Source organism: Hansschlegelia zhihuaiae (assembly GCF_004103825.1).
Lineage (GTDB): Bacteria > Pseudomonadota > Alphaproteobacteria > Rhizobiales > Methylopilaceae > Methylopila > Methylopila zhihuaiae.
This window is the reverse complement of record NZ_RYFI01000006.1, coordinates 112,851-126,488: the sequence shown is the minus strand read 5'-3', so window position 1 is coordinate 126,488 and position 13,638 is coordinate 112,851. Positions and strand designations below refer to the sequence as shown.

General features: G+C 68.3%; 9 protein-coding genes. 5 read left to right on the top strand and 4 right to left on the bottom strand.

Annotated elements, in window-relative coordinates; all coding sequences use genetic code 11:
- Positions 1-123 precede the first annotated feature (123 nt).
- Both prfB and EK403_RS08180 read left to right on the top strand, forming a co-directional pair.
- A protein-coding gene (gene prfB / locus EK403_RS08185; RefSeq protein ID WP_128777009.1) for a peptide chain release factor 2 occupies positions 124-1,255 on the top strand; the annotation gives its coding sequence in 2 pieces (ribosomal slippage) (positions 124-192 and positions 194-1,255; 1,131 coding nt in all).
- 458 nt (positions 1,256-1,713) lie between these two features.
- A complete protein-coding gene (locus EK403_RS08180) occupies positions 1,714-3,558 on the top strand; it encodes a hypothetical protein (RefSeq protein WP_164919537.1) in 1,845 nt (614 codons plus the stop codon).
- Between the two features lie 30 nt (positions 3,559-3,588).
- Here the strand turns inward: EK403_RS08180 and EK403_RS08175 are convergent, their stop codons facing one another.
- Both EK403_RS08175 and EK403_RS08170 read right to left on the bottom strand, forming a co-directional pair.
- A complete protein-coding gene (locus EK403_RS08175) occupies positions 3,589-4,827 on the bottom strand; it encodes a M23 family metallopeptidase (RefSeq protein ID WP_245479583.1) in 1,239 nt (412 codons plus the stop codon).
- 48 nt (positions 4,828-4,875) lie between these two features.
- A complete protein-coding gene (locus EK403_RS08170; RefSeq protein ID WP_245479582.1) occupies positions 4,876-5,346 on the bottom strand; it encodes a peroxiredoxin in 471 nt (156 codons plus the stop codon).
- A 274-nt stretch (positions 5,347-5,620) separates the two neighbouring features.
- On the opposite strand from EK403_RS08170, the gene EK403_RS08165 reads away from it, so the two are divergent.
- The gene (locus EK403_RS08165) at positions 5,621-8,965 is read left to right on the top strand and encodes a YhdP family protein (protein WP_245479581.1); all 3,345 of its coding nucleotides are present in this window, start codon (positions 5,621-5,623) and stop codon (positions 8,963-8,965) included.
- A 13-nt stretch (positions 8,966-8,978) separates the two neighbouring features.
- On the opposite strand, the gene tyrS is transcribed toward EK403_RS08165, so the two are convergent.
- Complete coding sequence (tyrS, locus tag EK403_RS08160; protein WP_128777005.1) at positions 8,979-10,238, bottom strand: tyrosine--tRNA ligase; 1,260 nt, start codon at positions 10,236-10,238, stop codon at positions 8,979-8,981.
- A 105-nt stretch (positions 10,239-10,343) separates the two neighbouring features.
- On the opposite strand from tyrS, the gene EK403_RS08155 reads away from it, so the two are divergent.
- Positions 10,344-11,438, top strand: coding sequence for an anhydro-N-acetylmuramic acid kinase (locus EK403_RS08155; RefSeq protein ID WP_128777004.1), 1,095 nt, complete (start codon positions 10,344-10,346; stop codon positions 11,436-11,438).
- Between the two features lie 142 nt (positions 11,439-11,580).
- Here the strand turns inward: EK403_RS08155 and EK403_RS08150 are convergent, their stop codons facing one another.
- Positions 11,581-12,261 carry an alpha/beta hydrolase gene (locus tag EK403_RS08150; protein WP_128777003.1) on the bottom strand — a complete coding sequence of 227 codons (681 nt, stop codon included), beginning with the start codon at positions 12,259-12,261 and terminating at the stop codon, positions 11,581-11,583.
- Positions 12,262-12,411: 150 nt separating this feature from the next.
- On the opposite strand from EK403_RS08150, the gene EK403_RS08145 reads away from it, so the two are divergent.
- The gene (locus EK403_RS08145; protein ID WP_128777002.1) at positions 12,412-13,593 is read left to right on the top strand and encodes a cysteine desulfurase family protein; all 1,182 of its coding nucleotides are present in this window, start codon (positions 12,412-12,414) and stop codon (positions 13,591-13,593) included.
- Positions 13,594-13,638 lie beyond the last annotated feature (45 nt).

Genomic DNA, 13,638 nt, shown 5'->3' with positions numbered 1-13,638 from the left:
TTTGGGCCGCGCGAGCCGCCACATAGGGCGGCTCGGACGGCGCGTCGTCGGTTTACAGCCATGCTCGCCGCGGGCTAACAGTCGCGGCCCCCTTCGCACCCCAGCCGGAACCCGCCACAGGCCATGCGCGCCGAAATCGAAACCCTCGTTCAGGACATCGAGCAGTCAGTCGGGCTGCTGAGGAGGCATCTTTGACTGGGATCAGTCCCAGGCGCGCCTCGAAGAGTTGAACCACATCGCCGAAGACCCGACGCTCTGGGACGATCCGGCGCGCGCTCAGAAGATCATGCAGGAGCGCACCCAGCTCGACGACGCCATGTCGGGCGTGGTGCGGATCGAGCAGGAGCTGAAGGACAATGTCGAGCTCATCGAGCTCGGCGAGATGGAGGGCGACGAGGGCGTCGTGGCCGACGCCGAGAAGGCGCTCAAGGCGCTCAAGGACGAGGCCGGCCGCCGCCAGCTCGAATCGCTGATCTCGGGCGAAGCCGACGGGTTCGACACCTTCCTCGAGGTTCATCCCGGCGCGGGCGGCACCGAGAGCCAGGACTGGGCCGAGATGCTGCTGCGCATGTACACTCGCTGGGCGGAGCGGCGGGGCTTCAAGATCGAGGTCGTCGACCATCAGGCGGGCGAGCAGGCCGGCATCAAGTCCGCGACCCTGCAGATCAAGGGCCACAACGCCTATGGCTGGCTGAAGACCGAGGCGGGCGTCCACCGCCTCGTGCGCATCTCCCCGTTCGATTCGAACGCGCGCCGGCAGACCAGCTTCGCGTCGATCGACGTGTACCCGGTGATCGACGACACGATCAAAATCGAGATCAACGAGTCTGACGTCCGCGTCGACACGATGCGGTCGGGCGGCGCCGGCGGCCAGCACGTCAACAAGACGGAATCGGCCGTCCGCCTGGTCCACAACCCGACCGGCATCATGGTCGTGTCCCAGGGCGACCGCTCACAGCACAAGAACCGCGCCACGGCGTGGGACATGCTCCGCGCCAAGCTCTATGAGGCCGAGCTCAAGAAGCGCGAGGCGGAGGCCGCCGCCGACCAGGCGGCCAAGACCGACATCGGCTGGGGCCACCAGATCCGCTCCTACGTGCTGCAGCCCTATCAGCTCGTGAAGGATCTGCGGACCGGCCACACCTCGACGTCGCCGCAGGACGTGCTTGACGGTGACCTAGACGGTTTCATGGAGGCGACGCTCGCGCAGCGCGCCTATGGCGGCGCCCCGGCCGACGTCGAGGACGTCGACTGAGCCTGTTTCGCTGAGACGCTGGCATGTCGCCGCCTCGTGCGGCGGCGCGGCTGGCCGGAAGCATGTCGCGGCGCCGATCCACCGGCGCCGCGATGCGCGTGACTGGGCGAAGCTAGCCTCGTCGATGAAAACCCAGGCGGGACTACTCGCGTAGTTCTCCGGAGGCCGCCAGCGGCAAAATCAATTGGAGCTTGATTATTATCCTTGGCCCGTAAAAGATGGTCGAAATCTCCGGGGATATAAGCATGTTTTCTACAAATTTTCGTCAGCTGTTCCGGATCAGTTTACTCTTACTTGCAATTGTCGGTTGTTGCAGCGTCATCCCCAACAGCGCGGAAGCCGCGGACGGCGTATGCGCCGATGACGGGGGCGGCTTCCCAAAGGCCTGCGTCAAAGAACTGAGAATCCACAACAACACGCCGGGCGACATCTGGGTCGTAATCCAGGGTAGCCGGCAATTGACGGACGCGTTGAACTGCACCGTTGCGGACAAGGGCGGCGGAGACGCCTGGCTTCAGGCCGCGCTCGGCAGGTCCGACAGCTGTTTCCGCGTCGACAAGAACTACTACATCTTCATCAATTCAGGCGGCGGCATCCCCAAGGACGGATATGTATCGGTCAAGCTTCCCTGGTGGTCGAAGCGCACGAAAGGCGCCACGGACCTGTACATCGACTGGTGGCGCGGCGGCCGCGTCATCATCTTCGACGACAGGACGGCGTTGAACGAGGTCTACAAGAAGCTAAGCGGCAATGCGGAAGTGGCGTTCGCCGCCGGGTCCCCGCGGCCCGACTGCAACGACGCCATGAAGGGCAATTTCTGCAACAACGTCAGGATATTCGAAGTCACTCAGGACGCGGAGATCGACCCGCATCTGCCGTTTCAGCTGAACGAGTTCACCTTCGCCGATGTCTCAAAGGTGACCGACAACGGCAAGAAGGGCGGCGAGTTCATCGACTTCAACCAGAACTACAATGTGTCCAACGTCGATCAGGTCTATCTGCCGCTGGCGATCGAGCCCGTCCGCGAGCCGGCCGACGTCGGCTATATGGGCGCCACGATGGCGGTCGGGAAATTCCGTAAGCTGCTTGAGGATTTCACCGAGACCGACAACACCGGCAAACTGGTCTGGCCGGTCTACAACAACCCCGTGGTCAACGGCAGGAAAGCCTATCCGGATGCGGGCGTCCGCGTGCCGTCGGCCCAGTCCGCTCTGGCGTTCTACATGAATCCGTTCGTCTTTCCGGACGGAAAGACGCCGACCATCGTTCCCAAGGACCCGCCCAAGCTTATCAAGGACATGATGGACCAGTGGAGCGATTGCACCGTGAAGGATCCCAAGGTGTGCGCGGTCGCTCAATCGGACCATTACAAGTCCGTAGACGCAGTGTTTCTGAAGAACTACAAGAAATATGTTGACACCTGCAATCGTATCCCAGCTTTCTTGAAGCCGGTCAGCAACAATCCGCCGAAGCCAAAGCTCACGGCCTATCTCACCTTCATCTATGGCTGGGTGCCGTTCAATGTCGCCTGTCCGAACGACGAGCTTCCCGTGGTCGACGACCTGCCGCCCGACAGCAGGTCGGTCATCGATTATTTCCAGATGCAGTACAATTACGATGAGGCCGGGCTCAAGAAATCCCAGAGGTTCAACCCCTACACGCAACTGATCCACGATGACGTCGCGGCCGGCGGGCTTTCGGCGAGCGCCTATGCGTTCTCGATCGACGATCACGCCAGCTTCCTGAGCAACAGCGGCGGCTCGACGCCCGGCGGGCTGATCTTCGCCGTCGGCGGTCCCGGCGGGCTTAAGAACGGCAAGCCGCACGCGCCGCCTGTGCCGGCGTTCTACAAGTGGTATGACTTCTCCATCGGTCTCGGCGAGCCGGCGCCGGGCGCGCCGTTCTGGACGAAATACGGGATGTGCAGCGCGATCGCGGACACGACCTTCCCGACCGAGAGCAAGAGCGGCTGGGTGTTGGGCGTCGATCCCGCGCTGATCAAGATCGGCAAGAACAACCCGTGCCCGATCACGCTGCAGGACAGCGAGAACCGGAAATACCGCTTCGTCGTCCAGAAAGCCTCGGATCCGGGCGTCCGGTTGCCGCAGACGGCGATCTGGCCGGCCTTCGCACCCTCCGCCGGCCGGAACTTCGATCCGAATGTGCTGGCCTGCCCCGCCGTGGACGGCTTCGTGGCGCCCGGCAAATGGTGCGTTCACATCAATGAGGTGGCGCGGCCTGCGCCCAACGCCAGGGAGCCGGGCTTCTATACGCTCGGCGCTCCGCCGCCTGTGGCGAAGTGATCAGCTTCGGCGCGGATTCGACCGCGGGTTTCACCTTGCTCTGGCGAGAATCCGGCCGGCGTTGAGGAATCGCAGCGGGTCGACGGCCTCGCCATTGACCCGCGTCTCGTAGTGGATGTGCGGCCCGGTGGAGCGTCCGGTCGAGCCGACCCGGCCGAGCACGGAGCCGATCCTGACCTCGTCGCCCTCGCGCACCGCGATCGCGGACAGGTGGCCGAAGCGGGTCGAAAGTCCGCCGCCATGGTCGATCTCGACCATGTTCCCATAGCCGCCGCTCCAGCCCGCCGAGGCGACGCGGCCGGCGGCCGTCGCCTTCACGGCCTCGCCGAGATCGCCTTCGAAATCGAGCCCGGCATGGAACGCCATCCGGCCGAGAAACGGGTCGACGCGCGCGCCGAAGCCGCTTGTGATCGAGGATCCGGGCGCGGGCGTGCGGAGCGGGACGCGGTTCAGCCCGCGTTCGAACATCGCAACCGCGGCGCGTTCCGCCGCGACCTCGTCGGCGCGCCTATCGAAGCTCAGCGCGCGGGCGGGGAGGGGCTCGAACGGGCCGCCGCGGCCGCCGGTCTGGGCGTCCGGCCGCGGCAGGCGGGCGGCGTCATAGACCCTTTCGAGCGTGCGGCGACGCGCGTCAGCCCTGGTGGCGATCTCCTCGAGCGCCTGCGTCTGGCGGCTCTCGACCGCGTCGAGCGCGGCAGCGACCTTCTCTGCGGTCGTGATCGCGGATTCCCGGCGCGGCTCGCCGGAGAGCGAAGGCTCGGCCCCGTCAAGGGCGGCGGCGGGCTGGTCGAGCGGCGTCGGCTTGACCGAATAGACGAAGGCCGGATCGCGCCTCGCGGCTCCATCGGTCGCGCCGGCGTCGGCGAGCTCCGACAGCCGGTTGTGGCGCTGCTCGAGAAGGGCTTGGCGCGCGCCGAGCTCGGCGATTCGCTCGTCGACGCCGGCCTTCTCGACGATGCGGCGGGTGCGCGAGCGCTCCAGCTCGTCGCGCAGCGCAGCGATCTGCGCCTCGTAGCCCTTGGCCGCCGCCTTCGCCCCATGGCGGAGCTCGGCCACGACGGTGTCGTGGAAGATCATGTAGGCGGCCGCCGCGAGGCTCCATCCGCCGAGCAGCGCGAGAGAGATCGTAGCCGCGAGAATTCCGTGACGCGGCAAGGAGACGGCGGTCCGTTTTGAACCTCTGTCGAAGGTGATCCGATCCGTCGCGATCCGTCCGCCCGAGACCCCAACCACCGCCATGCCGACCCCCAGCTCCGATGGGGCGATCATGGATCGTTAGGGTTAATCTTCGGATAAGACCGGCTGCGGTCGACAGCCTCAGAGCGACTTCGCAGCCGCCAGCACCTCGTCGGCGTGGCCGTTGACCTTCACCTTCTCCCAGACGTGCGCGACGCGGCCCTCGCGGTCGATCAGCACCGTGGTGCGTTCGACGCCCATATATTTGCGGCCATACATGCTCTTCTCGGTCCAGACGCCATAGGCTTCCAGCGCCGTCTTCCGCTCGTCGGCCGCGAGCGGGAAGTCGAGGCCGTGCTTGGCCTTGAACCTGTCGTGGCTGTCGACGCTGTCGGGCGACACGCCGATGACCACGGCGCCGGCCTTCGCGAACTCGCCCTTGAGCCGGTTGAAGTCGATCGCCTCCTTGGTGCAGCCCGAGGTATCGTCCTTCGGATAGAAGTAGAGGACGACCGCCTTGCCCTTGAGGCCGCTCAGGCTGACCGAGCCGCCGCCCGAGGCCGGAAGCTCGAAGTCCGGCGCGGCCGCGCCGACGTTCAACGCCTTGGACATCGTCATTCTCTCCATGTTCACGAAAACGCCTGCATGCTGCCCGAAAGGCTTGCCGCCCGCAGGCCGATGAACCACGGTCCGTGAAACAGGTCCATCGCTTCGGCGCAGCCCACGACGGCCGCGCCGCGACCCGAGGAGACGCGAAAGCCGAATGGCGGAGGGGCCAAAGACCGGCCGGTCGCCGCGCCTACGCGCGGTCGCGCTACCCTGGATTGACCGCCGAAGACGGAGGCGGCGGCGCGCGGACGGACTGCCGGCTTCGCCGAAGCCCACCGTGCAGCGCATCCTGCGCCTCATGGCGGCGGGAGCGTTCGGCCTCGGCCTCGTGATCGCGGGCGTCTGGCTCGCCATCCTCTATATGCCGCTGCCGGCCTCCCAGGTCGTCCCACGCGTCACGGCAGCGCTGCAGGAGCGATTGGGGCCGGACTATTCGGTTTCGATCGACGACGCCGAGTTGCACCGCAGCGGCGGCGGCGTGGAGCTTCGGCTGGTCGATCTGGCTGTCGCCACGGCCGGCGGCCCGGTCGTGGCGAGCGTTCCGAGAGCCGAGCTTCGGCTCGACGGCATGAGCCTGCTGCGGGGCGAAGTGAAGATCCGCACCGTCCACGTCACGAATCCGAAGCTTGACATGCGCTTCGACACGACGATGGACGCCGCGTCGAAGCAGTCCGACTTGCCGGACCGAGTGCTGGCCGCGATCGGCGATCTCGACCGTCTGCTCGGCGCGGACGGCGCGGCAGGCTCGCTCGAGGAGGTCGTGGTCACGGGCGCCACCGTCCTCGTCGCGCCCAGGGCGCGCGCGCCGCTGTCGCTCGACGGCGTCAATCTGAGGCTGTCGCGCGGGGAGGGCGGCGCGATCGCGCTTGCGGCGTCGTCCTCGCGTCCCGAGGATCGCTGGACCAGCGCCGTCACGGTTTCGGCGCCGACGGCGGACGCCGCGCGATCGATCGATCTCGGCCTCGAGAACATTGATCTCGCGCCCTATTCGGCTCCCTTCGCCGAGAAGGCCGGGGCTCCGCCGGTGAAGGGACGCATTTCGGGCCATCTGAGCGCGCGCATCGGCGCGGAAGGAAAGCTGCTCGCGGGCGTCGGTCGCATCGAGGGGCGCGGGCTCGAGGTGACGATGCCGGGGGCGAGGGAGCCGGGCGCGCCGCCGGAGGTGATGGCCGTCGATCGCGCCCAGCTCGCCTTGAGCTGGGACCCGGCGAAGCGGGCCGTGACCATAGAGCCGTCGCAGATCCGCGGCCGGGGCGGCCAGATGGCCTTCACCGGGACGCTCGTCGCGCCGCCCGAGCCCGGAGCGCCCTGGACGGCGTCGATCGACGGACGGGACGTTCTGCTGTCAGGCGAGGCGGCCGGAGATCCGCCGCTAAGGCTCGACCGCGTCGACGTCGCCGCGACCTTCGATCCGACGGCCGGCGTGCTCGAAATCGGGAAGGCGCAGTTTCTGGGCCCGACGGCGCGGGCGAGCCTCACGGGCCTCGTGCGTTTCGAGGGGGCGAGTCCCGCGGTTCGGCTCGGCGTCGTCGCCGACCCCATGCCGGCCTCGGCGGTCAAGCGCCTTTGGCCGTTCTTCCTCGTCTCCTCGATCCGCGGCTGGGTGGTGGAGAATGTCGGCGCAGGCACCGTCGACAGTCTTTCGCTTACGATTGACGTGCCGTCGGGTGAACTCGCCAAGCTTCGGCCCCATGATCCGCTGCCGCCTGGCTCGATGGCGCTCGACATCGGTTTCTCGGACGGCGTGCTGCGCGGCAAGCCGGGCCTTCCCTGGATCGAGGCGGCGAAGGGGCGCGTGCTCGCGACCTCGCGCAAGGTCGACGTCAGCATCGAGAAAGCCTTCATCTCGAATTCGGAGGCCGACGGCGCGCTCGCCGTGAATGACGTGCTGTTCACGGTGCCGGACCTTGCGCCCCGCCATCCGAAGGCGCGGGTGACGTTGAAGGCCGACGGGTCGCTCAAGCGCGCGTTGACGCTGGTCGGATCGGGGGCCTTCGGCCCCAACCCTTTGCCCTCCCAGCTCGACGTCGCCAAGGTGACCGGCCGCATCGCCGCCGACGTGACGGTCGATCTGGAGCTCGACCATGCGAAGGATGCGCCGAAGCCCGCGATCAAGGTGGCGGCCGAGATGCGCGACGTCAGGATCGCCGGCGTGTTCGCGGGCCGCAATTTCGAGAAGGGGACACTGCAACTTAAGGCCGGCGACGCCCCCACGACGCTGAGCGGCAAGGGCGTGGTGGGCGGCGCGCCCGCGACCGTATCGATGACGGACGCGCCGGCGGGCGGAGAGGGCGTCGTACGCCGCAAGCTCGCCGTCATGCTGACCGCGGACGCGGCCGACCTGCAGCGGCTCGGCCTCGACGTGCCCGGCTCCCTGAAGGGTGAAGTTCCGCTGTCCGCCGAGCTCTCGCTCGACGACCCGAAGGCGCCGATGAGCGTGTCCGCGGACCTCTCCAATGTCGGGATCGACGGGCTGCTGCCTGGATTCAAGAAGCCCGCCGGCAGGCCGGGGCGTGTTAGCTTCATGGTCGACCGCAACCCCGACAAGACCGTCATCAGGGACTTCGCGCTTGAAAGCGGCGACCGGAGCGTGCGGGGCGCAATCGAGTTCGGACCCAAGGGCGAGCTGTTGTCCGCCACCCTGCCGATCTATCGCCCTGGTCCCGGCGACGACGCCAAGGTCGAGATCGACAAGGCGAGGGGCGGGGTGACGAGGGTCGCGGTGCAGGGCGCGGCGCTCGATCTGAAGCCGCTGCTCGACAAGGCGCGCGGAAAGCCGTCCGCATCCGGCGCCGGTCCGCAAAAAGCGGACGCCGACAACGCGCCCAAGAATCTCGACGTGACGGCCAAGCTCGGCACCGGCCTTGGCTATGGCGACGAGGCGGTCGCGGGCCTCGACATAAAGCTCGTGGTGCGGGACGGCAAGGTGCGGGAGGCCGACGGCTCCGGCCGGATCGGCGACGCGCCCATCACGCTGGCCACCGGCGGCGACGGCCGTCTGGCGGTCAAGGGCGGCGACGCCGGCGCCTTCTTCCGCTTCGCCGATCTCTACGGCCGCATCGACGGCGGAGCCTTCGACCTCGACGCCTCTCTCTCCGGCGGGCCGGGCCTGCTGCGCATCCGCGATTTCGCGGTCCGCAACGAGACCGCGCTCGATCGGGTGCGCCGCACGACCGGCGCCGACGAGGGAGCGGCGGCCCCACCGGCGCGCGGCGCGACGCGGTTCGACAGGCTTCAGGTCAAGTTCGTGCAGTCGACCGGCCGCATCCGCGTCGACGAGGCGACGGTCTATGGCCCGCAGCTCGGCGCGACGCTGTCAGGCGACGTGAACTACGCCGTGGATCGCGTGGACCTCGTCGGCACCTTCGTGCCGATCTACGCGCTCAACAACCTGGTGAGCCGCGTGCCGATCATCGGGGCGCTGCTCGGCGGCGGCAAGAATGGCGGGCTCGTGGGCGTGACGTTTCAGGTCAAGGGCGCGACCACCGCGCCGACCATCTCCATCAACCCGATGTCCGCGGTCGCGCCCGGTTTCTTCCGCAAGATCTTCGAGTTCCGGCAAGGGCAGCCGGTCCCGGAGGCGCCGACCGGCTCGACCGCGCCGAACGCGACGGCGCAATAAGCCGCGAGGCGGCTCAGCCCCGTGGGCGCAGCAGCACGTGCTTCTTCTTGCCTAGCGAGAGCTTGATGACGCCTTCGGGCGTGAGGTCTCGCCCGGTCAGCACCGCGCGATCGTCGATCACGGGCTTGTCGTTGACCCTGAGGCCGCCGCCCTTCACCAGCCGCCGCGCCTCGCCGTTCGACGCGACGAGACCCGCGACCTCCGAGAACAGGTGCAGCACGCCGAGCCCGGCCGAGAGCGCGGGGCCGTCGACCTCGACGGTCGGCAGCGTCTCGGCGAGCGCGCCCTCCTCGAAGGTCTTGCGGGCCGTCGCCGCCGCCTCCTCGGCCGCCGCGCGGCCGTGGACGATCGCGGTGGCCTCCGTCGCGAGCGTCTTCTTCGCCTCGTTGATCTCGGCGTCCTTCAGCGCCGAGAGCCGCGCGATCTCGTCGAGGGACAGGTCGGTGAACAGCTTGAGGAAGCGCTCGACATCGGCGTCGTCGACATTGCGCCAGTACTGCCAGAAGTCGAACGGGCCGGTCATGTCGGCGTTGAGCCAGACCGCGCCGGACGCCGTCTTGCCCATCTTGGCGCCGGACGCCGTGGTGATCAGCGGGCAGGTGAGCGCGAAGAGCTGCGCGCCGTCGACCCGGCGACCGAGCTCGATGCCGTTGACGATGTTGCCCCACTGGTCCGAACCGCCCATCTGCAGCCGGCAGCCATAGCGGCGGTTCAGCTCCAGGAAGTCGTAGGCCTGCAGGATCATGTAGTTGAATTCGAGGAAGGAGAACGGCTGCTCCTGGTCGAGCCGGCTCTTCACGCTGTCGAAGGACAGCATCCTATTGACCGAGAAGTGCCGGCCGATCTCCCGCAGGAACGGCACATATTCGAGCCGGTCGAGCCATTCGGCGTTGTCGACCATGATCGCGCCGGTCGCGCCCTCGCCGAACGCCATGAACTGCGAGAAAATCGACTTGATCGACGCCTTGTTGGCGGCGATCTGCGCGTCGTCGAGCAGTGGGCGCTGCTCGTTGCGGAAGGACGGGTCGCCGACCTTGGTGGTGCCGCCGCCCATCAGCACGATCGGCTTGTGGCCGGCCTGCTGGAGCCGCCGCAGCATCATGATGTTGGCCATGTGCCCGACATGGAGGCTCGGCGCCGTCAGGTCGTAGCCGATATAGGCCGTGACCGGTCCTTCGAGCGCGAGCGCGTCGAGCGCCTCCGGTTCGGAGACCTGGTGGATCTGCCCGCGCTCGTCGAGCAGGCGCAGGAGGTCGGACTTGTAGGCGGTCATGGGCTAGATCGATCGGCGACGTCGTTCATCGGAGGGGCGTCCGAATTTCACGTTTCGATGGCGATGTCACGTGTAGGTTGGCGAGGGCAGGCGAGGGGGGCGGCGATGCGCGCGATCGGGCTGATGAGCGGCACCTCCTTCGACGGCGTCGACGTGGCGCTGGTCGAGACCGACGGCGAGCGGATCGAAAAATTCGGGCCGAGCCGGTACCACCCCTATGACGCCGCCGAACGGGCCGTGCTCGCCCGCGCGATCGGCGAGGCGGCTTCGCTCACTGACCGCAACGCCCGCCCAGGCTCGCTTGCGGTCGCGGAGGCGATCGTCAATGGTGCGCATCGCATGGCGGTCGAGGGGTTTCTGGCCGCGAACGACATCGCCAAGTCCGACATCGACGTCATCGGCTTCCACGGCCAGACGGTGCTGCACCGGCCTGAGGCCGGTCTCACCATTCAGATCGGCGACGGCGCGGCGCTCGCCAGAACCCTCGGACGGCCGGTGGTCTATGATTTCCGCGCAGCCGACGTCGCGGCGGGCGGGCAGGGCGCGCCGCTCGCGCCCACCATCCATCCGGTGCTGGTGCGCGACCTCGATTTGCCGAGGCCGCTCGCGGTGCTCAATCTCGGCGGCGTCGGCAATGTCACGTTCATCGGCGAGGACGGCGAACTGATCGCGTTCGACACCGGGCCCGCCAACGCGCTGATGGACGACAGGATTTCGCGCGAGACCGGGCGGCCCTTCGACGAAGGCGGCGCCATCGCGGCCTCGGGCAGGGTGGACGAGGCCGTGGTCGAACGGCTGATGGCGCACCCCTATTTCGTGCAGCGTCCGCCGAAGTCGCTCGACCGCAACGGATTCGACGCGTCGCCGACCGAGGCGCTTCCGCTCGCCGACGCGCTCGCGACGCTCGCGGCCTTCACGGCCCGGTCCGTCGCGCGCGGCGCGGAGCTTCTGCCGCGCAAGCCCGCGCTTTGGGTGGTGGCGGGCGGAGGGGCGCGCAACCCAACGCTGCTCGGGATGCTGCGCGGGCGGCTGAATGCTGAGGTGACGACCGCGGACGCCGTCGGCCTGTCCGCCGACGCGCTCGAGGCGCAGGCCTTCGCCGTGCTTGCGGTGAGAAGCCTGCGGGGCCTGCCGCTGACCTATCCGGGCACGACCGGCGCCCCGCGCCCGATGACGGGCGGGGTCTTGGCGCGGCCGTGAGCGCCACGGCCATGTCCCGGCCTTGAGCCGGGACCCATTCGGCTGGAACAGAGCCGGAAAGAGACGGCGGACATCGGATCGCGCCAGGCAGCGTGGGAGCTCAATGGGTCCCGGCTCAAGGCCGGGACATGGCCGCTGTGCGTTACGCCGCGCTCTCGTCGCTTTCCGTAAGAGGCTCGCCGGTCGGGCCAAGGCGCTTGTCCAGATAGGCGTTGACCTCGACGAGCAGCTCGTCGACGCGGTTCTCGAAGAAGTGGTTGGCGCCCGGGATGATCGACTGGTCGATCACGATGCCACGCTGCGTCTTGAGCTTCTCGATCAGCGTCTGGACGTCCTTCATCGGCGCGACGCGATCCTGGTCGCCATGCACGAACAGGCCGGAGGACGGGCAGGGAGCCAGAAACGAGAAGTCGAAACGGTTGGCGGGCGGCGCGACCGAGATGAAGCCCTCGACCTCGGGCCGGCGCATCAGAAGCTGCATGCCGATCCAGGCGCCGAACGACACGCCGGCGATCCAGCAGGCGCGCGCGTCGGGGTTGAGCGCCTGCGCCCAGTCGAGCGCGGAGGCGGCGTCCGAGAGTTCCCCCGAACCGTGGTCGAACGACCCCTGGCTGCGGCCCACGCCGCGGAAATTGAAGCGCAGCACCGAGAAGCCGCGGTTCAGGAACGCGTAATAGAGGTTGTAGACGATCTGGTTGTTCATCGTGCCCCCGAACTGCGGGTGGGGGTGCAGGATGAGCGCGATCGGCGCGCGGCGCTTCTTGGCGGGGTGGTAACGGCCCTCGAGACGGCCGGCGGGGCCGCTGAAGATCACCTCGGGCATGACAAATCCTTAATGCTCTCGCGCGCGGCTCTTGGGCCGAGCCGTCTTGCGCGGCGGGTCGGGTGTCTCTAGCACGGATGATCGGTCGACTTGCAAGGATCGCGTGAGCCTAGCCCGCGTCCGATCGGCCGTTCGAGCGAGAGGCCCAGGATGAGCGGGACGCGCGTCTATCTCGACCACAACGCCACCACCGCGACCCGGCCAGCCGTGATCGCCGCCATGGCCGAGACCCTCGCCGCGACCGGAAATCCGTCTTCGATCCACGCCGAGGGCCGCGCCAAGCGGGCTCTGGTAGAGGAGGCCCGCCGGTCCATTGCGGCGCTGGTCGGCGCGCAGGCTTCTTGCGTCACCTTCACGAGCGGCGGGACCGAGGCCTCGAATCTCGCGCTCAGCCCTTCGATCCGCGATGCGCGCGACCCGCGGCCCGTGACCCGGCTGGCCGTCTCGGCCGTCGAGCACCCCGCGGTGACGGCGGGCGCGCGCTTTTCGAAGGGCGCGGTCGAGTCGATCCCGGTCGACGGCAAGGGGGTCATCGATCTCTCCGCCGTCGAGGCCGCCTTCGCGCGGCATGCGGTGGAGCGTCCGGACGAACGCATGATCCTCGCGCTGATGGCCGCCAACAACGAGACCGGCGTCATCCAGCCGGTGGCGGAAGCCGTGCGGATCGCGAAGCGCTTCGGCGGGCTCGTTCATGTCGACGCCGTGCAGGCGGCGGGCAAGATCGCGGTCGACATGGCGGCGCTCGGCTGCGATTTCCTGGCGCTCGCGGCCCATAAGTTCGGCGGGCCGGCAGGCGTCGGAGCGCTGGTTCGGAGCGACGAGGCGCTGTTTGTCGCGGAGCCGGTGGTGAAGGGCGGCGGCCAGGAGCGCGGCTGGCGCGCCGGCACCGAGAATGTCGCGGGGATCGTCGGAATGGGCGTCGCGGCGCGCGAAGCCCTCGCCGGCCTCGATGATTTCGCGGCGCTCGCGCAGGCCAGGGATGCGCTGGAGGCGGGCCTGCGGCGGCTCGGCGAGGTGGTGGTGTTCGGCGAGGGCGCGCGGCGCCTGCCCAACACCAGCTGTTTCGCGGCGCCCGGCGTCGAGTCGGCGCGCGCGATGATCGCGCTCGACCTCGCCGGGATCGCGGTCTCGGCCGGTTCGGCCTGTTCCTCCGGGAAACCGAAAGCCTCTCCGGTGCTTGACGCCATGGGGGTGGCACACGATCTGTCAATCGGGATGCTGCGCGTGAGCTTCGGCTGGTCGTCCGATCCGGCCGACGGCGAGGCGTTTCTGGCGGCGTGGACGAAGATCGTCGGCGGAAGCCGGGGTCAACCGATCGTGACGGCGGCGTGACGACGACCGTTCCGCCCGCGTCAAAGCCCTGTTAGAGAGTTTCCA

Excerpts from the sequence above, each read along its gene's own strand:
- EK403_RS08175 (WP_245479583.1), bottom strand. The coding sequence starts at position 4,827 with ATGATCGCCCCATCGGAGCTGGGGGTCGGCATGGCGGTGGTTGGGGTC.
- EK403_RS08170 (WP_245479582.1), bottom strand. The coding sequence starts at position 5,346 with ATGTCCAAGGCGTTGAACGTCGGCGCGGCCGCGCCGGACTTCGAGCTT.
- tyrS (WP_128777005.1), bottom strand. The coding sequence starts at position 10,238 with ATGACCGCCTACAAGTCCGACCTCCTGCGCCTGCTCGACGAGCGCGGG.
- EK403_RS08155 (WP_128777004.1), top strand. The coding sequence starts at position 10,344 with ATGCGCGCGATCGGGCTGATGAGCGGCACCTCCTTCGACGGCGTCGAC.
- EK403_RS08150 (WP_128777003.1), bottom strand. The coding sequence starts at position 12,261 with ATGCCCGAGGTGATCTTCAGCGGCCCCGCCGGCCGTCTCGAGGGCCGT.
- EK403_RS08145 (WP_128777002.1), top strand. The coding sequence starts at position 12,412 with ATGAGCGGGACGCGCGTCTATCTCGACCACAACGCCACCACCGCGACC.